24 protein-coding genes are annotated in these 23,805 nt (G+C 31.3%); 14 read left to right on the forward strand and 10 right to left on the reverse strand.

Annotation, left to right across the window (positions count from 1 at the left end):
* Positions 1-3: 3 nt before the first annotated feature.
* Positions 4-2,274 (reverse strand): M1 family metallopeptidase, encoded by a 2,271-nt coding sequence (locus IR010_RS02505; RefSeq protein ID WP_194601283.1) that lies wholly within the window; start codon positions 2,272-2,274, stop codon positions 4-6.
* A 186-nt stretch (positions 2,275-2,460) separates the two neighbouring features.
* On the opposite strand from IR010_RS02505, the gene IR010_RS02510 reads away from it, so the two are divergent.
* From IR010_RS02510 to IR010_RS02520, 3 genes are all read left to right on the forward strand, one after another.
* Positions 2,461-3,312, forward strand: coding sequence for an aldose 1-epimerase family protein (locus IR010_RS02510; protein WP_194601286.1), 852 nt, complete (start codon positions 2,461-2,463; stop codon positions 3,310-3,312).
* Positions 3,313-3,320: 8 nt separating this feature from the next.
* Positions 3,321-3,872: a GNAT family N-acetyltransferase gene (locus IR010_RS02515; protein ID WP_029269644.1), complete on the forward strand. Its 552-nt coding sequence runs from the start codon at positions 3,321-3,323 to the stop codon at positions 3,870-3,872.
* Between the two features lie 135 nt (positions 3,873-4,007).
* Entirely contained in the window at positions 4,008-4,562 is a 555-nt protein-coding gene (locus IR010_RS02520) for a DUF3575 domain-containing protein (RefSeq protein ID WP_194566607.1), read from the forward strand.
* Here the strand turns inward: IR010_RS02520 and IR010_RS02525 are convergent, their stop codons facing one another.
* Entirely contained in the window at positions 4,563-4,790 is a 228-nt protein-coding gene (locus IR010_RS02525) for a VF530 family DNA-binding protein (RefSeq protein ID WP_029269640.1), read from the reverse strand.
* A 177-nt stretch (positions 4,791-4,967) separates the two neighbouring features.
* Here IR010_RS02525 and smpB point away from each other — a divergent pair, with 177 nt between their 5' ends.
* From smpB to IR010_RS02540, 3 genes are all read left to right on the forward strand, one after another.
* Positions 4,968-5,423, forward strand: coding sequence for an SsrA-binding protein SmpB (gene smpB, locus IR010_RS02530; RefSeq protein WP_029269638.1), 456 nt, complete (start codon positions 4,968-4,970; stop codon positions 5,421-5,423).
* A 79-nt stretch (positions 5,424-5,502) separates the two neighbouring features.
* Positions 5,503-6,144, forward strand: coding sequence for a hypothetical protein (locus IR010_RS02535; RefSeq protein ID WP_194566609.1), 642 nt, complete (start codon positions 5,503-5,505; stop codon positions 6,142-6,144).
* Positions 6,145-6,228: 84 nt separating this feature from the next.
* Positions 6,229-7,236, forward strand: a complete 1,008-nt coding sequence (locus IR010_RS02540) for a helix-turn-helix domain-containing protein (RefSeq protein ID WP_194566611.1) — start codon at positions 6,229-6,231, stop codon at positions 7,234-7,236.
* A 24-nt stretch (positions 7,237-7,260) separates the two neighbouring features.
* On the opposite strand, the gene IR010_RS02545 is transcribed toward IR010_RS02540, so the two are convergent.
* Complete coding sequence (locus IR010_RS02545; RefSeq protein WP_029269632.1) at positions 7,261-7,902, reverse strand: protein-L-isoaspartate(D-aspartate) O-methyltransferase; 642 nt, start codon at positions 7,900-7,902, stop codon at positions 7,261-7,263.
* A gap of 211 nt (positions 7,903-8,113) precedes the next feature.
* On the opposite strand from IR010_RS02545, the gene IR010_RS02550 reads away from it, so the two are divergent.
* The 8 genes from IR010_RS02550 (at position 8,114) to IR010_RS02585 (ending at position 15,552) form a co-directional block, all read left to right on the forward strand.
* A complete protein-coding gene (locus IR010_RS02550) occupies positions 8,114-9,079 on the forward strand; it encodes a Gfo/Idh/MocA family protein (protein ID WP_029269628.1) in 966 nt (321 codons plus the stop codon).
* A 91-nt stretch (positions 9,080-9,170) separates the two neighbouring features.
* A complete protein-coding gene (locus IR010_RS02555; RefSeq protein ID WP_194601290.1) occupies positions 9,171-10,058 on the forward strand; it encodes a 3-hydroxyacyl-CoA dehydrogenase family protein in 888 nt (295 codons plus the stop codon).
* Positions 10,059-10,069: 11 nt separating this feature from the next.
* Positions 10,070-10,729, forward strand: a complete 660-nt coding sequence (locus IR010_RS02560; protein ID WP_194601292.1) for a YggS family pyridoxal phosphate-dependent enzyme — start codon at positions 10,070-10,072, stop codon at positions 10,727-10,729.
* A gap of 60 nt (positions 10,730-10,789) precedes the next feature.
* Positions 10,790-11,137: a four helix bundle protein gene (locus IR010_RS02565; protein ID WP_029269621.1), complete on the forward strand. Its 348-nt coding sequence runs from the start codon at positions 10,790-10,792 to the stop codon at positions 11,135-11,137.
* Between the two features lie 92 nt (positions 11,138-11,229).
* The gene (locus tag IR010_RS02570; protein WP_029269619.1) at positions 11,230-12,591 is read left to right on the forward strand and encodes an exonuclease domain-containing protein; all 1,362 of its coding nucleotides are present in this window, start codon (positions 11,230-11,232) and stop codon (positions 12,589-12,591) included.
* Between the two features lie 30 nt (positions 12,592-12,621).
* Entirely contained in the window at positions 12,622-13,461 is an 840-nt protein-coding gene (locus IR010_RS02575) for an ion transporter (protein WP_194601295.1), read from the forward strand.
* 155 nt (positions 13,462-13,616) lie between these two features.
* A complete protein-coding gene (miaA, locus tag IR010_RS02580; RefSeq protein WP_194601298.1) occupies positions 13,617-14,537 on the forward strand; it encodes a tRNA (adenosine(37)-N6)-dimethylallyltransferase MiaA in 921 nt (306 codons plus the stop codon).
* Positions 14,538-14,805: 268 nt separating this feature from the next.
* A complete protein-coding gene (locus IR010_RS02585; RefSeq protein WP_194601301.1) occupies positions 14,806-15,552 on the forward strand; it encodes an acyl-[acyl-carrier-protein] thioesterase in 747 nt (248 codons plus the stop codon).
* A 238-nt stretch (positions 15,553-15,790) separates the two neighbouring features.
* On the opposite strand, the gene IR010_RS02590 is transcribed toward IR010_RS02585, so the two are convergent.
* The 7 genes from IR010_RS02590 to IR010_RS02620 all read right to left on the reverse strand — a co-directional run bounded on the left by IR010_RS02590 (position 15,791) and on the right by IR010_RS02620 (position 23,758).
* Positions 15,791-16,507 (reverse strand): response regulator transcription factor, encoded by a 717-nt coding sequence (locus IR010_RS02590; RefSeq protein WP_029269611.1) that lies wholly within the window; start codon positions 16,505-16,507, stop codon positions 15,791-15,793.
* 3 nt (positions 16,508-16,510) lie between these two features.
* Entirely contained in the window at positions 16,511-18,097 is a 1,587-nt protein-coding gene (locus IR010_RS02595; RefSeq protein WP_194566625.1) for a sensor histidine kinase, read from the reverse strand.
* Between the two features lie 59 nt (positions 18,098-18,156).
* The gene (gene coaE / locus IR010_RS02600; protein ID WP_194601303.1) at positions 18,157-18,753 is read right to left on the reverse strand and encodes a dephospho-CoA kinase; all 597 of its coding nucleotides are present in this window, start codon (positions 18,751-18,753) and stop codon (positions 18,157-18,159) included.
* 1 nt (position 18,754) lies between these two features.
* On the reverse strand, positions 18,755-19,753 hold the full coding sequence (locus IR010_RS02605; RefSeq protein WP_194601305.1) for a glycosyltransferase: 999 nt from the start codon (positions 19,751-19,753) through the stop codon (positions 18,755-18,757).
* A gap of 120 nt (positions 19,754-19,873) precedes the next feature.
* Positions 19,874-21,064, reverse strand: a complete 1,191-nt coding sequence (gene fabV / locus IR010_RS02610; RefSeq protein ID WP_194601307.1) for an enoyl-ACP reductase FabV — start codon at positions 21,062-21,064, stop codon at positions 19,874-19,876.
* 104 nt (positions 21,065-21,168) lie between these two features.
* On the reverse strand, positions 21,169-22,821 hold the full coding sequence (gene recN / locus IR010_RS02615) for a DNA repair protein RecN (protein ID WP_194601309.1): 1,653 nt from the start codon (positions 22,819-22,821) through the stop codon (positions 21,169-21,171).
* A gap of 52 nt (positions 22,822-22,873) precedes the next feature.
* Complete coding sequence (locus IR010_RS02620) at positions 22,874-23,758, reverse strand: DUF4835 family protein (protein WP_194566635.1); 885 nt, start codon at positions 23,756-23,758, stop codon at positions 22,874-22,876.
* Between the last annotated feature and the right edge of the window lie 47 nt (positions 23,759-23,805).

A 23,805-nucleotide genomic window follows, 5' to 3' on the forward strand; every position in this document is an offset into this window, starting at 1 on the left:
TTTTTATTTCTTTGTAAAGGGAATCGTTTGTCCGTTACCTAAAAAGATCAAATCAACGCCTGTTTTAGCTTCATTAAATTTAAATTTAACTCCTGCTCTTTTTGATTGAAAAGTATCTTTTTCACCTTCAACCGGCTCAATAGCAAATTTTGGATAGTTTGGCAATTCAGCATATAATACACTATTTTTCTCAGTAAGCTCAATTGTAATTGGTGCTTTTGCAGTAGTATAATTTCCTATATAGCTGTCTAAAATAATATCTTTTTCAAGCTTGCCTTTTGCAGCAGTCCAAACATTGTTAGTTAAATTATAATCCGGAAAAACATGATCAGGATCAAGAGTTATACTTTCAATTTCTTCAGTCGAATTATATTTAAAAGACCAGTCATTATTACGCTGCCAAATTTCTACAGGCAATTTAACTCTAGACACTTTTCCACTTTTTGTTTTTACATCTATAATAACTGGCATTGGCATTTTTTCAAAATTCTCCACTGCAATTACAACTCCTTTTGCTGGATCGTTTTTTACATATTTAATAGAATTTATTCCTTGATCAAATCTCCAATTATTTACAAACCAGCTTCTCCAGAACCAGCTTAAATCTTCTCCAGCAACATTTTCTATTGTTCTGAAAAAATCATCTGGAGTTGGGTGTTTATATGCCCAACGCTCTACATAAGTACGCAAAGCTTTATCAAAACGCTCTTCTCCTAAAATTTGTTCTCTTAAAATAACTAATCCTGAACTTGGTTTAGAGTAACATAAAAGACCAATATTAGCTTCCTTCATATTATCAGGAGAACTCATTATTGTCTCAGTTTTTGGATTTGTATAACGATCTGCTAATTCATGCAAATCTTCTGGATCTTGTTTGTATTCTCCTTTATTAAAATCATATGAACTTACTGAGTTGATAAAAGTATTAAAACCTTCATCCATCCAAGCAAATAAACGCTCATTTGAACCTACAATCATTGGAAACCAAATGTGCCCGAATTCGTGATCTGTAACTCCCCATAAATCATCTGCTTTAGATTTCCATCCGCAAAAAACAATTCCTGGATATTCCATTCCACCTTCATTTCCTGCTACGTTTGTTGCAACAGGATAAGGATATTCAAACCATCTTTTAGAATAATTTTCGATTGATGATTTTACGTATTCTGTAGAACGTCCGTAAGCATCATTTCCAGCACTTTCAAGTGGGTAAGCAGATAAAGCCAAAGCTTTTTTGCCACTTGGCAAGTTTATTTTTGCTCCATCTAAAATAAAAGCCGGAGATGAAGCCCAAGAAAAATCACGGGCATTTTTTATTTGATAATGCCAAGTTTTCTCAGATGTTGCATTTGAATTTGCAGTTGCAGCAACTTCATCAGCAGAACGAATCATAACTGTTTTATCGCTTTGAGAAGCTTCTTTATAACGTTTAAATTGCTCAGCAGGCAAAACTTCTGCTCCATTTAATAATTCTCCAGAACCCACAACATAATGATTTGCTGGAACAGTAATGTTGACATCAAAATCGCCATATTCTAAATAAAACTCAGACGCACCTAAGTAAGGAGCTGTGTTCCAACCACGTATATCATCATAGACACACATACGCGGATACCATTGTGCGATTGTAAATATCTTACCGTTTTTAGTTTCTAAAACTCCCATCCTATCAGATCCCTCAAACGGAGCAATAAATGAGAATTCGATTTTAATTTTTACAGCACCGCCTTTTGAAGCCAGTTCTTCAGGAAGAAAAATCTGCATTCTGGTATCTGTAACGATATATTTTGCTTCAGCTTCAACTTTTTTCTTTCCAATAGAAATTACTTTTACTGATTTTATTTTATTTCCGCCATCAAAAACTTGACCCTGCGCTCCATTACGACTGCCAGATAATGGCACTACGGCATTTCCTCTCGAATCTTCTTTGAATAAATTTTGATCTAAATTAAGCCAAACAAATGACAATTTATCTGGGCTGTTATTGGTGTATGTAATTTCATCAGTGCCAATAATTTCATTTGTGGTTCCGTTTAACTTTGCGGTTAATTGATAATCCGCTCTATTTTGCCAATATTCTACGCCTGGCTGACCGCTCGCAGAACGAGTTGACGTTCCGTTTTTAGTGTAAAAATGTGGTGCAAAAGCATCATGATAACTGTAATTATTAACTGGATTTACTGCTGTTGTCGCTGGCGTTTGTTGTGCCGAAACAGAAGAAATCCCAACAAACAAAGCCATGGTTAGTAAGGCTTTTGAGGATTGAATTTTCATATTTTTTAGCTGTTTATATAGCAAATTAATGAAAAAAAAAGCTATTTACAGAGAAAACATGAGCTTTAAATTTATTTTTATCAAAATTTTAATAGAAAAAATAATTTAAGTCATTTCTTTCAAAAACTAAAATTTATAAAATATATTTACGTCAACATTAAATTAATTTATATCAATATCAATATTTTGAACACAACCATCTCAAATTCAAAACTTAAAGCCTCTATAAAACATTCTGGAGCTGAATTGTTTTCATTAAAGAACAACCAAGACAAAGAATTTATCTGGGAGGGGAATCCTGATTTTTGGGGAAAGCATTCTCCTGTTCTTTTTCCGATTGTGGGTACTTTAAAAAATAATACTTATACCATTAATGAAAAAGAATACCAATTATCACGTCATGGTTTTGCTCGTGATATGGAATTTGAATTGATTGCAAAAACGGATAATAGTGCGTCATTTTCATTAAAATCTAATGAAGAAACGCTAAAAAAATATCCTTTTAATTTTGAATTGCAGTTGATTTATACGCTTGAAGAAACTTCGTTAGAAATTGCATATAAAGTTATTAATAAAGGTGAAACCCAAATACCTTTTTCGATTGGGGCTCATCCTGCTATTGCACTGCCTGAAAACTTTGAAAATTATGCTTTTGAATTTGAAAAAGAAGAAATTTTAAGATACAATCTTTTAGAAAATGATCTAATTTCGAATAAAACAGAAATCTTAGCAGCAAAAGAAAATCTAGTACCTTTAAACTATAAACTTTTCGAAAACGATGCTTTAGTTTTTAAAAATTTACAATCAAATTCTCTTACCATTCTTGAAAATTCAAAACCGTACGTAAAAGTTGAATTTGAAGATTTTCCTAGTTTAGGCATTTGGACTAAAGATCAAGCACCTTTTGTATGCATTGAACCTTGGTTTGGATATTCGGACACTGCAGATAATTCAGGAGATTTATTTAAAAAAGAAGGAATTATAATTTTGGATGTGCATCAAACTTTTCATTCAAAATTCAGTATCACAATCTTATAATTAAAAAAATGCTAGAATTTAACTTTCACCCATTTCCGGTAATAGAAACAGAGCGATTGCTTCTAAGACGAATTACAAATGATGACGTAAATGAAATTTTTGAATTGCGTTCGAATCCAGAAACCATGAAATATATCCCAAGGCCTTTAGCAAAAAATACTGAAGACGCCTTAGAACATATAACCGTTATTGAAGATAAAATTGTAACAAACGTTGGAATCAATTGGGGAATTACTTTAAAAGACAATCCAAAACTTCTTGGTATTATTGGTTATTACAGAATGCAGCCTGAAAATTACAGAGCAGAAATTGGCTATATGTTATTGCCCGAATTTCACGGAAAAGGAATTGTCCCAGAAGCCGTAAATCGCCTTATAACGTATGGTTTTGATGATTTAAAATTACACTCAATCGAAGCTGTAATCGCTCCCGAAAACTTAGCATCTGAAAAGGTACTTCAAAAGTGCGGCTTTATTAAAGAAGCTCATTTTAAAGAATCAGAATTTTACGAAGGCCGTTTTTTAGATAAGGTAATATACTCATTATTAAACACTAAGTGATTTAATGATTTATTATACCAAAATATTCATGTTAAATTAAGGTTTTTAAATAAAACTAAATAAAGGTTTACGTTATATTTGCAGGCAAAATAAGTAATCATCTCTTATTTTTAATACCACGAAAACCTATTTTTTATGAAAAAATATTTAGTTCTAATTGTTCTTTTCTTCTCAATTCAGTCTCAAAGCCAGACTTTTATAAAATTTAATGGAGCAACGGCTTTGTTTGCAATACCCAATATTGGAATTGAAACAAGCATTGGAGAAAAAACAACTTTTAGTGTTGATGTGATGGCTTCTTTTTGGGAATCTTTCAATGGACACAACCCTATGAAATTTTACACCTTAACTCCTGAAGTTCGTTATCATTTTAAAGAAAAATATAATGGATTTTACTTAGGTGCGCATGCAGGACCAGATGTATACGAATTGCAAAAATGGAATTATTGGGATAGTAATAAATATGAACATGGTTTTGGTTACCGATTAGGAGTTACAGCCGGTTATAATCTTAAGTTAAGCGATAAGTTTTTATTAGACTTTTTTGCTGGAGCCGGATGGCATCAAGGTTTTTATCACGGGTACTACAATGATGGAACGCCTGGAAGATATGAAAGAGCAAAAAACTGGAATAAAAGTGGTGAATGGCTTCCGTATCGTGGAGGTGTTATGATTTCATATAAATTATAATTATTCGGTAAATTTAGGAAGGGATTTTACGTATAAATCTTCGACTTTTTTGCGTGCCCAATCAGTTTTTCTTAAAAAAGTAAGACTCGATTTTATACTCGGATTTGATAGAAAGCATTTTACAGGAATGAGTTCGCCTAAAGTATCAAAACCATAATGTGCTACTAATTTTTCAAGTATATTTTGAAGTGTGATTCCGTGCAGCGGATCTTTAGATTGATTTTGCATTTTATTATTATTAAAATATATAATAAAAGACCATACGTTAAAAAGGTATGGTCTTTCTTTTTTTACAAAATTAGTAAATTGAGATTTAAATTATCCATTCAAGTCATAGATTAAAAAATATCTTTAATTATCTTAGATTACATTAAAGTTTTTCAATTTTGTTTTACATTTGCTACTATGTTAAAATCAGTCAATATATTAAATAAAAGAGCCCGATTCGATTATGAGATAATCGATACTTACACGGCCGGAATCGTTTTATCTGGAACCGAAATTAAATCTATACGTTTAGGCAAAGCTAATATTACCGAAAGTTTTTGTGAATTTAGCAACCTTGAGCTTTTTGCAATCAATACTTATATCGAAGAATATTCATTTGGAAATCAGTTCAATCACAAATCAAGAAGTGAAAGAAAATTGCTTTTGAACAAAAAAGAATTAAAAACACTTCACAAAAATGTTCAGGCAAAAGGACTTACTATTGTCCCTCTAAAATTATTTACTAACGAAAAAGGTTTGGCAAAACTGCAAATTGGTCTTTGTAAAGGAAAGAAAAACTACGACAAACGCGAGTCTCTAAAAGAACAAGACACAAAACGAGATTTGGACCGTATTAAAAAAGCTTTCAACTAAAAAACCTTTAATTTTCTGATAAGCAGATATTTATTAATATTTTATAGCTAACTTTATATAAACAATTTAACTATAAAATATGAAAAAGTACTTAATTCTGTTGATTGCTGTAATCTCACTTTTTAGTTGTGGCAGTAATACTTCTATAGTAAATAGCTGGAGAGATCCAAAAATAACAGTCGCTCAAGAAAATTTCAAAAAAGTTTTGGTTGTCGCTTTAGTCAAAGATGAAGCCTCAAGAAGAACTGCGGAAAATCGAGTTGCAGCAAGTAATCCTATTTTTAAAACATCTTATCAGTATTTAAACGAAACCACTTCGCAACTTACACAAGAGCAAAAGTTAAAAATATTACATGACGAAAACTTCGACGGAGTTGTTACAATGCGTTTGGTAAGCAAAGAAAAAGAAACGAATTATGTTCCTGGAACTTATACCGGAATGTATTACGGAGGATTTGATGGGGTTTATACAGGAATGTACGGATATGGTTTTGGAAATTGGTATGGAATGTATTCGCCAAACTTCTACGATCCAGGATATTACCAAGAAACCACTTCTTATATGGTTGAAACGAATATTTTTTCATTGAAAGAAAACAAATTAATCTGGACCGGAACTACAAAATCTGAATATGTAACTGATTTAGGCCAAACAGTTGATGCAATTATGCAGGCAGTTGTAAAAGAAATGAGAAAAGACGGCTCTCTGCCTCCAAAATAAAACTAAAAAAAGCAACTTATAATCTGTTGCTTTTTTTATAAAACAAAAATTGACTAAATTTGTCAAGACCAGAATAATCATATAATGAAATTACTTCTTAAAAATGCTCGCGAAAGAAAAGGTCTAAAAACTCGCGAAGTTGCACAGCTTTTAGGTATTGACCAGGCGCTCATCAGTAAATTTGAATCAGGAACAAGAAAACCAACCAAAGATCAAATTTCAAAATTGGCTAAGCTCTTAGAAATTGATCTTGAAACTTTAATGATTGCATGGCTAAAAGAAAAAATTCTATATGAAATTGGCGATGAAGAATTTGCTTTGAAAGCATTGATTTTAGCTGAGCAGGAAATTCAAAAAAACAAAAAAGAGACAAACTCAATAATAATATCTTCTTTTCAAACTATTTTAGATGAAATTGAAATATTAAAAAATAAAATTCAATCTTTTAATCATTTTGAATTACGTCAAATTTCAAAGACTTTAGAATTAGAATTCATCTTTAAAAGTATTTTTTTAAACGGAAATCCTTTAACAATGGAAGAAACTAAATTAGTCATAAATGATGGATTGACAATTAACGGCAAAAGCATGCATAATCATCTTGAAGCGATTAATTTTCAAGAGACAATATTATATATCAAGGATTTAAGTCAAAAAAAAACAGCTCTTAATGAAAAAGAATTTCTCTTCATACATAATTTAATTTTTAGAGGAATTGAATCTGAAAATTCAGGAAAATATAAAAACGATTTATTGATTACGCGTGAAATGAATTTATTTTTCAATTGGTATGAATCGCATAAAAATAATATTCACCCCATAATTCTTGCAGCTGAAGCACATTTAAAAATACTTGAAATTAATCCTTTTGAAACCGGAAATCTTCAAATGGCACATTTGACATTAAACTGGATTTTACTTCAAAACAACTACACATATACTTCAATAGAAGGAAATCAAAATAGTATAACTGAATATTTTTCTGTTTTGGAAGAAAGCAAAATCAAGAATGATAAATCGATTTTTATTCATTATATCCTTAGAATTGAAAAACAAAATCTAAAACGAGCTGTGCAGTTATCTGAAAAATAAAAGCCCACGTAATGGGCTTTATTCTTAATTTTTATCTTCTAGCAAAGGAACAAATCGAAACTCTCCAAACTCATGTTTTTCAAATTGCGTTTCATTTTTTCTTATTAATAAAGTCATAATCTGAACATCTTCACCAAGCGGAATAACCAGCCTTCCTCCTATTTTTAATTGCGCCATTAATGGCTGTGGAATAATAGGAGCTCCCGCCGTAACAATTATGCTGTCAAACGGAGCGTAACTAGGTAATCCTTTATAACCGTCCCCAAAAGATAGATGTTTAGGACGAATATTTAATTTAGGAAATAAATTTGAAGTAGTTTTAAACAATTCGTTTTGTCTTTCAATACTATAAACTTTGGCGCCTAACATACACAAAACAGCAGTTTGATAACCAGAACCTGTTCCTATTTCAAGAATTTTATGTTCTTTTTTAACCTCTAACAATTGCGATTGAAAAGCAACTGTATAAGGCTGTGAAATTGTTTGCCCTGCTCCTATAGGAAATGCTTTATCCTGATAAGCATAATCTTCAAAACTTGAATTCAAAAAAAGGTGTCTTGGGATTTTTTTTATCGCATCTAAGACTGCTCTGTCAGTAATTCCTTTTTGTTCTAAAGTGCTTACTAATTGATTACGAAGTCCTTGATGTTTGGCAGTGTCTTTCAAAATGGGTAGGTTTTATTTTGGCAAAAATAAGAAACAAAACAGTAAATCAAATATTGATTTTTAATTATTAAATTAATAATGTCAAAAGTGAAAAGCCGAAAGTCAAAAGCCCTAGCTGATAATTTATAATTCATAATTCACAACTCACAATTAGTTAAATTCATTTTTACATTCAACAAATAAATTCTATTTTTGTTTAAAATACATTCTCATGTTAAAAGTAGGAGTTTTAGGTGCTGGTCATCTTGGTAAAATACATTTACGCTTATTACAACAATCTGACCAATACGAATTAGTTGGATTTTACGACGAAAATCAGGAAAATGCCGAAAGAATTTCAAAAGAGTTTGGCTATAAAAACTTCAGCACAATTGCAAAATTAATACATGCCGTGGATGTTATTGATATTGTAACTCCAACACTTTCACACTACAAATGTGCAAAAGTAGCTATCAAATCTGGAAAACATATTTTTATAGAAAAACCTATTGCTAATACTGTAGAGGAAGCAGAAGAAATTATAGCTTTAGCAAAAGAATACAATGTAAAAGGTCAAGTTGGTCACGTAGAGCGCTTTAATCCAGCTTTTATTGCGACAAAAAATATGATCGAAAATCCCATGTTTATTGAGACACATCGTTTAGCTGAATTCAATCCGCGTGGTACAGATGTTCCTGTAGTTCTGGATTTAATGATTCATGATATTGATGCCATTTTGAGTGTTGTACATTCTAAAGTAAAAGATATTCATGCAAGTGGAGTTTCTGTAATTAGTGATACTCCAGATATTGCCAATGCCAGAATTGAATTCGAAAATGGTTGTGTTGCCAATTTAACCGCCAGCAGAATTTCGATGAAAAACATGCGTAAAACACGTTTTTTTCAAAGAGATGCTTACATTTCAGTTGACTTTTTAGAGAAAAAATGTGAAGTGGTTCGTATGAAAGATGCACCGGAAGTTCCAGGAGATTTTGATATGATTCTGCAAAATGCTGAAGGTGTAAAAAAACAAATCTATTTTACAAATCCTGATGTAGAGCAAAACAATGCTATTCTTGATGAATTAGAATCTTTTGCAAATGCAATCAATACAGATACAACTCCAGTTGTAACTCTTGAACAAGCTACAGATGCGTTGCGTGTAGCGTATCAAATTATTGATTGTTTCGACAAATAAAATAAGTAATTTTTAAATAAAATTAGCCACGAGTTCACGAAATAATTGGTGAATTCGTGGCTAAATCATAAATATAATACCAATATATAAAATGAAAACTATAGCTGTAATTGGTGCGGGAACAATGGGTAACGGAATCGCTCATACCTTTGCACAAAGCGGATTTACTGTAAAATTAATCGACGTTTCTGAAAAATCATTAGATAAAGGAATGGCAACTATTGCCGCCAATTTAGATCGAATGCTGTCTAAAGGCACAATTACTCAGGAGGATGTTGCGAAAACAATTACTAATATTATCACTTATACTGATATTAAAGATGGCGTTGTTGGTGTTGATTTAGTTGTAGAAGCGGCTACTGAAAATGTCGAACTAAAACTTAATATTTTCAAGCAATTAAACGAAGCTTGTTCTCACAATACGATTTTAGCAACCAATACTTCTTCTATTTCAATAACACAAATTGGTTCTGTTGTTACACATCCTGAGCGCGTTATCGGAATGCATTTTATGAATCCGGTGCCAATTATGAAATTGGTTGAAATTATTCGCGGTTACAATACCAGCGATGAAATCACTAAAATCATCATGGATTTATCTGAAAAACTAGGAAAAACTCCTGTCGAAGTAAACGATTATCCTGGTTTCGTAGCCAACAGAATCTTAATGCCAATGCTAAACGAAGCAATCGAAACGTTATACAATAAAGTAGCTGGCGTTTATGAAATTGATACTGTAATGAAATTAGGAATGGGGCATCCAATGGGACCGCTTCAACTAGCTGATTTTATTGGTCTAGATGTTTGTCTTGCTATTTTAAATGTAATGTACGAGGGTTTCAAAAATCCAAAATACGCACCTTGCCCTCTTTTAGTTAATATGGTAAGAGCAGGAAAACTAGGCGTAAAATCTGGCGAAGGTTTTTATGATTATAGTGAAAGTAAAAAAGCAGAGAAAATCTCTAAGCAATTTTTATAAAAAGAAATATCATGTCGATTCAATCGAATTTAAATACAATCAAAGCTAGTTTACCTGAAAACTTAACTCTTGTTGCCGTTTCTAAAACAAAACCTGTTTCAGACTTAATGCAAGCCTATGAAGCGGGACAGCGCATTTTTGGAGAAAACAAAATCCAGGAAATGACGGAGAAATGGGAAGAAATGCCAAAAGATATTCAGTGGCATATGATTGGTCATGTTCAAACCAATAAAGTTAAATTTATGGCACCATTTGTGAGCTTAATTCATGGTGTTGACAGTTTGAAATTATTACAGGAAATCAACAAACAAGCTTTAAAAAATAATAGAATAATAGATTGTCTACTTCAAATATATATTGCAGAAGAAGAATCTAAATTTGGTTTAGATGAAAATGAATTAAATGAATTATTATCTTCAAAAGAGCTCAAAGAAATGAAAAACATTCGTATCTTAGGGTTAATGGGGATGGCAACTTTCACAGAAGATCAAAACCAAATTAAAAAAGAATTTACCCATTTAAAATCGATTTTTGATTCAATTCAAACACTGCAAACTGAAAACTGCAAACCAAATACTATTTCCATGGGAATGTCTGGAGATTATCAATTAGCAATTGAATCCGGAAGCACAATAGTCCGAATAGGAAGCAGCATTTTTGGAGGAAGATAATATTCAATATCAATTGCAATTTCAAAAATCAATAAAAATTGCAAAAAGTTAAAATTTTAAATGGAAAAAATATTCAACTTTGAAGATCGATTAGTTCGTTTTGCAGGAGAATGTATTTTCTTTAGCAGACAATTAGAAAAAATATTTGAAAATGAATATTATAAAAATCAACTGATTAGATCTTCCGGAAGTGCATCTTTAAATTTTGGAGAAGCGCAAGGAACAATAACAGATAAAGATTTTATCTTTAAAGTTTCATTGGTTGTAAAAGAGTTAAAAGAATCAAGAAATTCATTAAAAATTCTAGATTATATAAAAGAAGGTGATGATAGCAAAAGAAATAGACTTCTAATCGAAGTAGAGCAACTGATTGCAATTTCATCAAAAATGATACTAAATAAGAAATAGTTCTATTTAATGGCAATTACAATAACAATTTTAGAATTGATATTGATTTTTGAAATTGTTATTGATATTGAATTTTATACTGAATACTAAATTTGTACGCAATACTAGACATAGAAACTACTGGAGGCCAGTTTAATGAGGAAGGAATTACTGAAATCGCCATTTATAAATTTGATGGTCACGAAGTAATTGACCAATTCATTAGCCTTGTTAATCCCGAAATTCCGATTCAGCCTTTCGTAGTAAAGCTAACCGGAATAAATAATGCTATGCTGCATTCTGCCCCAAAGTTTTTTGAAGTTGCAAAACGAATTATAGAAATCACTTCAGATTGTATTATTGTAGCTCACAATGCCTCTTTCGACTACCGAATTTTACGAACCGAATTCAGACGTTTAGGTTATGATTTTGAAGCCAGAACCCTTTGTACAGTTGAATTGGCAAAAAAATTAATTCCAGAGCAGCCTTCTTACAGTTTAGGAAAATTAGTTCGTGCTTTAGGTATTCCTATGGCAGACAGGCATCGTGCCAGCGGAGACGCAATGGCAACGACAAAGTTGTTTAAAATGCTTTTAGAAAAAGACTTAGAAAAAACAATTGTAAAAGATTTTATAAAACTAGAAGTTGAAAAAGGTATTGCTCCAAAATTTTTAGACCTTTTAAGCCAAATGCCAGCTAAAACAGGTATCTATTATATTTATAACGAAAGTGGCAATTTGATTTACATTGGCAAAAGCCAAAATATAAAAAAAAGAATAAATCAGCACTTTACCGGAATTACAACAAAAAGCAAAAAAATTCAAGCCGAAGTTTTTACTATTACTTATGACGAAACGGGCAGTGAATTGATTGCCCTTTTAAAAGAAAGCGAAGAAGTAAAAATCAACCGACCAAAATATAATCGTTCTCAGAAAAAAACGTTTTTCCCTTATGCTTTGTATTTAGAAAAGGATGCAAATGGCTATCAGAATTTAAAAATTGAAAAAGCAGACGGTCGAAAAAAGGAAATTACGTCTTTTACTTCTATACAAGAAGGTAAAAATTTACTTTTCAAATTCACAGCAAAGTATCATCTTTGTCAAAAGCTGACTGGATTATATCAAAGCAAAAAAGAGTGCTTTCAATATAAAATAAAAGAATGTGACGGTGCCTGCATTGGCAAAATAAGTACAGAAGAATACAATATTCGCGTTCAGCAATTTATAACTGAAAACAGTTTTGACAACAAAAGCATGATCTTGCTCGATAGAGGCCGAAACGTAAACGAAAGAAGCGCAATTTTAATAGAAAATGGAATATATAAAGGATATGCATATTACGATCTAAATTACCAGATTACTAATATTGAAATCTTAAAAAATATTTTAATTCCAATGCAGCATAATCGCGATGTAAAAAACATCATTAACAATCACATCCGTAAAAGCAAATCGCTAAAAATTCTTCATTTTTAACAAAACAAAACTTTCATTATCTTCGCCGATATGAAAAAATCGAAACCAAAATACGAAATATTCAGAGAAAAAATCAAAGTAATTCTATATGGTACAAACACCATCTTAGGAAGAATGTTCGATTTAGTTTTACTGGGATTGATTTTGCTAAGTGTTCTCTTAATCATGATGGAAACCGTTCAAGGAATCAATCAAAAATATCATTCACAACTTATTATCTGTGAATGGATTATAACTGCATTTTTTACCATAGAATATTTTTTGCGTATTATTTCGATTCAAAAACCAATTAAATACATTTTTAGTTTTTACGGAATTATCGACTTGCTTGCAGTTTTGCCAATGTATTTGTCGATATTTTTTCCAGGCACCAGTATTTTATCTATTGTAAGAGCACTGCGTTTCTTTAGATTGTTTAAGATATTGCATATTCCTCAGATCTCGCATCAGTCTATACAATTGCGCGAAGCGATTGAAGCCAGCAAAGAAAAGATATTAGTTTTTATCTATTTTGTTTTGATCAGTACTATAATAATTGGTTCGATAATGTACCTGGTCGAAGGCAGAGAGTCTGGATTCACGAGTATCCCCATGAGTATTTATTGGACAATTGTAACTTTAACAACGGTTGGATATGGCGATATATCACCACAAACACCATTAGGGCAATTTATTGCTGCTTTAGTCATGATATTAGGTTATGGGATCATAGCCGTACCAACGGGAATCGTAACAGCAGAATTTGCAAAAAGCAGTTTAAGAAATAGCGCAGTAAGTACAAAAAAAATATGTACAAATTGTAATTCCCAAGTTCATTTTGACAATGCAAACTATTGTTATGAATGCGGAAACGAATTACCAAATAATTAATTTAAGCAGCAATTCCAGCTTTACATTGTAACTCCTCCTTATCTTTGTTGTTTTTTTAAGGCATAAAAAGAGCTTCTGAGGTCGCTCTTTTACACCAAAAAAAAAACCGAACAAATATAAGTTCGGGGTTTCCATTTCCATCTGGGCTAAAAAATATGAAATACCTAATCACCATAGTCGGACCAACAGCAATAGGCAAAACAGCCTTAAGTATTACTTTGGCACAACATTTTGAATGCGAGATCGTTTCTTGCGACAGCCGTCAGTTTTTTAAAGAAATGACTATTGGTACAGCCGTCCCCAATCAAGATGAATTAAATTCTGCAAAACATCATTTCATTCAAAATAAATCTATTTTTGAAAATTACACTGTTGGCGATTACGAAAAAGAAGCTTTAGCTAAAATTGAAGCGCTCTTTCAAACCAACGATTTTGTAATTCTTATTGGCGGTTCTGGACTATATGTAGATGCAATTTTAAAAGGTTTTGATGAATTCCCAGAAATCAATCCTGAAGTTCGATCTGAAGTAAATTCAAATTACGAAAAACTTGGGATTGAATATCTTCAGGAACAACTAAAAAACCTAGATCCAGATTATTATCAAAAAATAACTGCCGAAAATCCTCAAACCTTACAAAACCCGCAGCGAATGATGCGTTTTGTAGAAGTTTGTATTGGAACAGGAAAACCGTATTCTTCCTTCTTAAATCAGAAGAAAAACAATAGAGACTTCACTCCTATTTTAATTGGTTTAGATGCTGAGAGAGAAATCATTTACAACCGAATCAACCAGCGTGTTGACATTATGATGAACGAAGGCTTACTTGAAGAAGCAAAATCTTTGTATCCTAATAAAGCTTTAAATGCGCTTCAAACGGTCGGTTATCGAGAATTATTTAGTTATTTTGACGGAGAATTTACATTGCCATTCGCGATAGAAGAAATCAAAAAAAATACGAGAAGATTCTCCAAAAGACAATTAACGTGGTTCAAACGAAATGAAAACACAAAATGGTTTGATTACGCGACAGATAGAAAAGAAATTATAGATTACATTGAAAATATATTAGAATGAAATTTTTAAAGTTATTAGGAAATCTTTTATTTCTTTTTTTTACAAGCGTTTTAGTTATCGCATTCTCTATAGCATTAAAAGAAAAAATTGAAAGGCCACATTTCAAAAATTTAAATACAACAGAATTTATATTTTTCGGAATAATATTATCGAGTATAATTTTCATTAGTTATAAAATAATAAGTTCATATTTCAAAAAAAAATAAAAAAACAGAGTCTTTCCTCTAGCTTCTTTATTCTATTCTCAAAATAAATCCAAAATTACAAAATGCCAATATCTCCAAATTTTACATCAGTTTTAAGTAAAGACTGGGAAATCAATTTCACACAATGTACACCAGCAGGATTTCTAAAATATACTGATTTATGTAATATTTTGCAATTAACCGCCGCAGCACATTCAGAAGTTGGAGGGATCAGTTTTTATGATATGCAGGAATTTCATCAAGCATGGGTTTTAAGCCGAATGCGAGTAGAAGTTCACGCTTTACCAAAATGGCAGGATATTGTAACGGTAAAAACTTGGATTAATAGTTTAGAGAATTCACGCTCCGTTCGCGCTCTTGAAATGTATGTAAACGGAAAAAAAATTGTAGGCTGCGAGACCTATTGGGCCGTTTTTAATACACAGGCACGTCGTCCAGAAGCTTTGGCATTACCTTACCAACATTTCGAATTATTCCCTGCAAACAGAGCAACAGAAGAAGGTTTTTCTAAAATAAACATCAATCACGAAAAAGGAGCCATTTTTGAAAAAACAGTTTATTTATCTGATTTAGATATTGTCAATCACGTCAATAACGTAAAATATCTAGAATGGTGTTTAGATCATGTTGATCCAAAAAGAATAATGAAACAAGAAGTAAAAAGCTTCGAAATGAACTTCATGAAAGAACTTTCATTACAAGATAATGTTGTCATTCACGAAAGTGAGGATGACGATCATACAACAGCAACATTCAGTATTACAAAAGGCGAAAAAACATGTTTTGCTTTGGAGTTGCATTGGAAATAAATAAACCACAGATTTAATGTATTAAACTGATTAGGACAAATTTTTTATATTCATAGTGTTAATAGTTCAATTCTTGACAAATATAGAAACTATGCAAAATTTCATTCTATTTTAAATCCTCTAAACAGAAATTATGCTATAAATTAAATCAAAAAGATTCAACATATATTTTAAATAAAATTATTATTCATAAAAAAAGCTCTGATTTCTCAGAGCTTATATTTTTTTTGGTGAATTATTATTCAGTTACTTTGCTTTTTACAACTAATCTGAAACCTTCTCCGTGTATGTTCAAAATTTCAACATCTTCGTCAGATTTTAGATATTTTCTAAGCTTAGCAATGTAAACGTCCATACTTCTTGAAGTAAAGTAATTATCATCTCTCCAGATTTTAGTCAATGCTAATTCTCTTGGCATTAAGTCATTTTCATGAAGAATCAACATTTTAAGCAACTCATTCTCTTTTGGAGATAATTTTATTGGCTCTTCATTTTCGAATGTTAAAAATCTAAGTTTAGAATTTAAATGAAATTTACCAATATTAAATTCGAACTGTACTTGCTCTGCTTTTGTATCAGCAGATTTTCTTTGAATGATTGCTTTGATTTTCATCAATAAAACTTCAGAATCAAAAGGCTTATTCAAATAATCATCCGCTCCTGCTTTATATCCTTTAAGAACATCCTCTTTCATAGATTTCGCAGTTAAGAAGATAATTGGCACTTCACTGTTTTTCTCTCTAATTTCTTTTGCTAAAGTATAACCATCCTTATAAGGCATCATTACATCAAGAATACATAAATCATATACATCTTTCTTGAATTTCTCGAAACCTTCCATACCGTTTTTAGCTAAAGTAACTTCAAAGTCATTTAACATTAGATAATCTTTAAGAACTGCCCCAAAATTAAGGTCATCTTCTACTAAAAGTATTCTTTTGTTATTATTTTCCATATTTTAATTTATTAATGGTATTTTTATTATAAAGGTGCTACCTTTTCCTTTTTCGCTTTCAACATATACTTGACCATTGTGGTCTTCCACTATTCTTTTTACATAAGCAAGTCCTAAACCATGTCCTTTTACATTATGTAAATCCCCAGTGTGTTCTCTATAAAATTTCTCAAAAACCCTTTTTTGAGCAACTTTACTCATACCCAGACCATTATCTTTAACTTTTATCAGAATCATGTCTTTTACATTTTCAGTAAAAATTTCAATTTCAGGAACATCTGGCGAATACTTAATTGCATTCTCTAAAATATTAACCAAGACATTTGTAAAATGTACTTCATTAATCAAACATGTAGTTCTAGACGCATTTAAGTGTTTTACAACTGTTCCGTGTCTGTCTTCTAAAATCAAATTTACGTGCTCAATTGCATCATCAATTATATCATGAATAGCAGTTGGTTCTTTTGAAATATCAAGCTCTCTTTTTTCTAATTTAGAAATACGAAGAACATTTTCAACTTGTGCATGCATTCTTTTATTTTCATCCCTAATCATTTGGAGATAACGAAAAACTTTTTCTTTATCTTCAATAATTTTAGGATTCTTAATAGCGTCGAGCGCTAAATTTATGGTCGCAATTGGAGTTTTAAACTCATGCGTCATATTGTTTATAAAATCTGTTTTAATCTCAGATATATGCTTTTGGCGCAGCAATTGATTCAAAGCACTTGTGTAAGCAACTATTATAATAAGCGTAAAAACAATAGATAATATTGTGATGCTTAATAACTCAGATAATAAAAATTTCTTTTTATTAGGAAAGGTAATGTATAGCTCATATCTGCTGCTTCCTTCATTATCTGTATAAATTGGGATATGATAACTTAAATCTTTATCATAATGAAATCCATCAGATTTTACTTTAGTTGGCAAACCGCTGTTAAGAACTCCAAACTCAAATTTGGTCTTAACCCCATATTCCTGTAATTCTTTTTTTAGAAGACTTTGTAATTTATCTTTAGAGATTCTTTCTTCTAAAGGCAATGCATCTGCAGCGTCTTTAATCGAAATTTCCATTTGAACTTTATTTAAAACATCCAAACTTCCAGATTTTTCGATTTTCAAATCAGGAATAATATTTTGCCCTAAAGCATTATTGTCAATACCGTTATTATTGTTATAAACTTCAGTTACGCGTTTTGAGCTGAAATTTTTAAATCTATCACTGCTGAATTTTTTATTAAAAAGCGAACCGCTTATATCATAGTCTTCAGATGTAAGTGTATTAGAATATACAATCGTTTTATTTGTCTTAGTATTTCTTTGAACGTAAAGAACCTCTAATAAATCTTCTTTTTTTGGAATTTTACCAGTACTGTCTCTTAAACGATTATATTTGTCGTAAAAGCTATATTCTTCCTGCTGTTCAAGCTTATCAGCAACATTGCCAATTACTTGGGTTACGTGGTATTTAAATTGTTCGTCATTATTTTTGAACGAAGAGTTGAACCAAAACACTTGAACCAGAATAATCCCAATTAGGGACAAACTCATAAGCAAAACAAGTATTCTAAAAAATAATTTATTCATCGAAACAAAATTAATATTTTAACAATATACTAAATAATACATTAACCAAATATTAACATTTAAGACTGATTTTGTTTAATATTCAAAATTTTAAGGATTTTAACAACTTCTTCCTTAGCAATTTTAAGATTTACGTTATTAATAATAAAATTACTTCTAGAAATACGATCTTCGTCTTTCCATTGCATTTTCATTCTGCTTAAAACTTGGGCTCGAGTGGTATTATCTCGTTTTAAGACTCTGTCTATTCTAACTTCTTCGGGGGCAGTAACAGTTATAATAGTATCGCAGTCCTTGTATCGACCGCTTTCAAATAAAATTGCAGCTTCATAAATTACGTATTCACAATTATCATGCTGCTTTAACCATAAATCAAAATCTTTTTTTACAGCCGGATGAACTATTCCATTAAGCTGTGAAAGCTTATCAGTATTATTAAATACAATTTCTGCAAGCTTTGCTCTGTTTAAAATATTATTTTCAAAAAGTGATTCACCAAATTCTTTTTTTATTTTTTCGATGACTTCTTCAGACTGCATTACGTTTCTGGCTCCATCATCAGCGATATAAACAGGAACACCCATTTCTTCGAAATAGTTTGCAATAGTTGTTTTTCCGCTTCCTATTCCTCCTGTTAAACCTATAATTTTTGTCATCTTATACTTTAAAAAACATACGAGGAAAAGCTTCCTGCGGTTTTTTCTTTAAAAGAATTATTTTTACAAATGATTCTAAAAACCCCGTTCCGTAACCATAAAATTGTTTCCAAACTGCAATTACAGAATAGTAGCCAATTTTGATGCTTTTATTTTGAATACTTGCTGTAAGAAAAATTATAACGAAATATACAAAATATAATTGTAATAAAATATCAATATTAAAAATTAATAGTAAAAAAGCTAATAATAATCCTAATATAAAAACCGTAGGAAAGAAAAAAGTCAGTTTGTTATGTTCTGGATACCAACTATTTAATATAGGTCTTGCAATTCCAAATTTATGCACTTGAACAGAAAATTTTTCCCAGTCGATTCTACGCTTATGATAAACGTAAGCTTCTGAAAATAGACGAGTTTGAAATCCCAAATTCCATAAACGAATAGACAAATCTGGATCTTCTCCTGGATGAATATTTCCAAATCCGTTTGAAGCAATAAATGCTTTCTTAGAAATTCCCATATTGAAACTTCTGGGCTGGAATTTATTAATCTTTTCAGAACCGCCTCGAATTCCTCCTGTAGTCAAAAAAGAAGTCATTGCAAAATTTATTGCTTTCTGAATATTCGAAAAACTGTTCAGCGCTCTATCTGGCCCACCAAAACAGTCTACATATTCTTTATTTAATTCCTTTCTAACTTCTGTCAAATAATTCGCTGGAATAATACAATCTGAGTCAAAAATGATAAAATAATCACCTCTAGCCTTTTGCATTCCAAAATTTCTTGAATCTCCCGGGCCTGAATTTTCTTTAAAATAGTATGAAATATTAAGTTTTCCTTGATAGGTCATAACTACATCTTTACACGGAATTGAGGATCCATCTTCTACAAGAACAATTTCAAAAGGTTCATTATAATCAGATTTTGAGAGACTTTCTAAAAGCTCATCTACTTCATCTGGACGATTATACACGGGTATAATTAAAGAAAAAATCATAACGGAATGTGCGGTATTAAAGTGGCAATTTCTAAATTCAAAATTTTAACAAAGATAGGTCATATTCATAAAAAAACCACCAACTTTTGGTTGATGGTTTTTATTTATTGCTTTATGTTTTTAATTGATACTTTCAATCTCAACAACTTCATTTGCTTCAGCTTTATAATCAACTCCTGCAAATTCAAATCCAAACAAGTTTAAGAAATCATTTCTGTATCCTGCTAAGTCTCCAATAGCCGGCAGCGTTTCAGTTGTAGCTTCTAACCAAAGTTTAGCCACTTTTTCCTGAACATCCTCACGCATTTCCCAATCATCGATTCTTATTCTTCCTTTTTCGTCTACAGGAACTTCAGATCCGTTGTATAATCTGTCTTGAAACAAACGCTGAATTTGCTCAATACAACCTTCATGAATACCTTCTTCTTTCATAATTTTATATAAAAGAGAAATATACAAAGGAATAACTGGAATTGCAGAACTTGCTTGTGTAACTAATGCTTTGTTTACAGAAACATATGCCTTACCTCCAATAGATTTTAAACTATCTGTAATAGTAAACGCCGTGGCTTCTAAATCATCTTTTGCTCGTCCGATTGTACCTTTACGGTACACTGCTTCAGTCAAAGATGGCCCAATATATGAATAAGCAACAGTTGTAGCTCCCTCAGCTAGCAAATCTTCTGCTTTTAAAGCATCAATCCACATTGCCCAGTCTTCACCACCCATTACAGCTACTGTATTTGCAATATCTTCTTCATTTGCCGGAGCAATAGAAACCTCAGTTACATTTCCTGTATGAAAATCTACAGTTTTGTTTGTAAATGTCTGGCCAATTGGTTTTAGAACAGAACGATGCAAGACTCCTGTAACAGGATGTAAACGCACCGGAGAAGCTAGACTATAGATAACTAAATCAACTTGGCCTAAATCAGCTTTAATTAAATCTAGAGTCTGTCTTTTTATTTCGTTTGAAAAAGCATCTCCATTTATACTTTTTGCATATAGACCTGCTTTATGAGCTTCAGTTTCAAAAGCAGCAGAATTATACCAGCCTGGAGAAGCAGTTTTACCTTCAACCGGTGGTTTTTCAAAAAACACTCCAATAGTTGCAGCATCAGATCCAAAAGCGCTTGTAATTCTTGAAGCCAATCCAAAACCTGTTGAAGCACCAATAACTAATACTTTTTTAGCACCCGCAATTGATCCTTTTGATTTGATATATTCTATTTGATTTTTTACATTTTGCTCAGCTCCTTTTGGGTGTGATGTCAAGCAAATAAATCCTCTCATTCTAGGTTCTATAATCATATAATTCTGTTTTTCGTTAATCTGATAATTGTATATTAAGACAAATGATCAACTTATTTACGTTTGTTTAATTAGTTTTAAGATGACAAATATAAAGTATTTCTTTAGTTCAACAAGGCTTTAGCATGATTTAAAGCCGAATCAGAAACGACTGCTCCAGATAACATTTGAGCAATTTCGATAACTCTTTCGTCCTGAGACAAAAGCTTTAATTCTGATTGTGTATCATCATCAACTGTCGATTTGAAAACTTTAAAGTGCGAATCGCCTTTTGCCGCAATTTGAGGTAAATGTGTAATGGCAAAGATCTGCATGGTCTTACTCATTTCTTTCATAATTTCTCCCATTCTAATGGCAATTTCTCCCGAAACACCAGTATCGATTTCATCAAAGATTAAAGTAGGAAGTTTTGAATATTGTGCCAAAATTGCTTTAACAGCGAGCATAATACGAGACATTTCTCCTCCTGAAGCTACTTTTTTCAATAAACCAAAGTCAGTTCCTTTATTGGCAGAAAACAGAAATTGCAATTCATCTTTACCATTATTAAAATAAGTTTCAGATGGCAAAAGTTCCATATTAAAACGCACGTTTGGCATTCCTAATGTTTCTAAAATCGAAATTAATTTATTCGATAAAACAGGAATAGCGTTTACTCTATTTTGATGAATCACTGCTGAAAGAGCATCTAATTCAAGTACTTTTTGCTCTATTAATTTTGATAAGGAAGCTATTTCTTCTTCGATATTATCTAACTCCAGCACTTTATTAGAAAGTTCTGCTTGAATTTGAATTAATTCATCTACAGAAGTTACCTGATGTTTTTTCTGAAGATTATATATCAATTGCAGTTTTTGGCTGATCAATTCTAGTTGCGCAGGATCATTTAATAGCTTTTCTGAAGCATTCTGCAGTTCTTTAGAAACATCATCAAATTCAATTGCAACACTGGTAATTCTTTCAAATAAATTTTGATATTCTGGTGAAAATGTTGCTATTTTTTGAAGTGAAGCTTTTATTTCATTCAAATTATGAAAAACACCAAATTGCTCTTCATTTGCAATTACTAAGGATTTATCTATTGATTCTTTAATAATTTCAACGTTATTTAACTTCTCAAAATCAGATTCAAGTTCTTCTTGTTCTCCAGATTTTAATTTAGCAACAACCAATTCATTCAAAAGAAATGTATTGTATTCTTGTTCTTTACCAGAATCACTTTGTTTTTTTAAGAGAGCATTCAGTTTCGATTTATCTGATTTATATACTTTCAATAATTTCTGATACGATAAAATTGTTTCAGCATTACTTGCAATAGCATCAATTATTTTAAACTGAACACCTTCGTCTGACAATTCCTGTGTTTGCTGCTGTGAATGAATATCGATTAGAAATAGACTTAAATCTTGCAATTCCTGAAGATTTACAGGGCTGTCATTTATAAAAGCACGTGATTTTCCTGAAGGCAAAATTTCACGCCTTATGATAGTCTCCTCTTCGTAGTCAAAATCATTTGCTTCAAAAAATTCTTTTAAATTATATTTAGAAATCTCAAACTGTGCTTCGATAACGCATTTTTCTTCTTTGTTTTTTAAAGAAGTAAGATCAGCTCTTTTTCCTAAAACCAATCCTAACGCTCCTAATATAATAGATTTACCCGCACCTGTTTCACCTGTAATTATAGAAAAACCTTTTGAAAAATCAATCTTGAGTTTTTCAATCAGGGCATAGTTTTTAATCGACAGTGAAGTAATCATAAGATAAATATGTGAATATAAAATTAATGAAGAATGTGAAACTAAAAATCAACTAAAATTTAATTTGTGCCCATTTTGTGGTATTTAAGGGCGAAACTTTATTTAAAACATCTGTTAAATCTGAGACTGTAACACTTGGACCGCCTGAAAAAATAGAAACAATCTCATCTGATTTTGCATCAAAAAATACTCGGGTTAAAAAAGCATTCGGCTTAACCGAATTTAATTTCCCAGTAATCATTACTGCGGTTTTAATTTTTTCTTTGGCTCCTTTTAGATCCGTACTCATTGTATCTAAACCTGTATGATACAAATATGAGACTTGACGTAAATCGCTGTATGTTGGCGAAATCATATCATTTATCAAAAAGTATCGATTCTGAATTCCGTCGGCTTGGCTCCAGCCTTTAAAGCCACCTTGCTGTGCAACATTTGCAATATTTTGAGCTGTTTCAAGATATTGATTTCCAGCACCCATTTGAAACGTGTCCGCATCCATTCCTAAAATTAAATAACTGTAAAAAGACACTACAGAAACTAAATTCGATTCGAAAGTAGTTGGATTAAACAACAAAGGCTCATATTCTGTATACCTGAAACTAAAATCTTTATCGTTATAATTTAATACTGGAGAAGAATAAGTAGAATTAAAAATCAATCGCGACGACTGAACTTGAATTGTTCCTGTAAACTGATCTGAACTGTTAGATGATAAAGTGATATACATCGAGCAGTTAATTCGCTCATTTTGTTTTAAGACTGATCCTGTCCAATCTGTTTTGTTTACAAACTCAGACAATGAAGTCTGCAAAGTTTTAAAAACTTGCTGATTCGGATTTGGAAGTCTTTCAGTATTGATAGTTACGGTACAATTTAGCTGTTGTGCCTGTGCAAAACCAAAAATAAAAAAAACTAAAAGAGCAACTATTTTATTCATACGAAGATACTATTTGTGTTAGCGTGATTATCGCTTTAGATGCTTAA

The organism is Flavobacterium sp. MR2016-29, from assembly GCF_015350695.1.
Lineage (GTDB): Bacteria > Bacteroidota > Bacteroidia > Flavobacteriales > Flavobacteriaceae > Flavobacterium.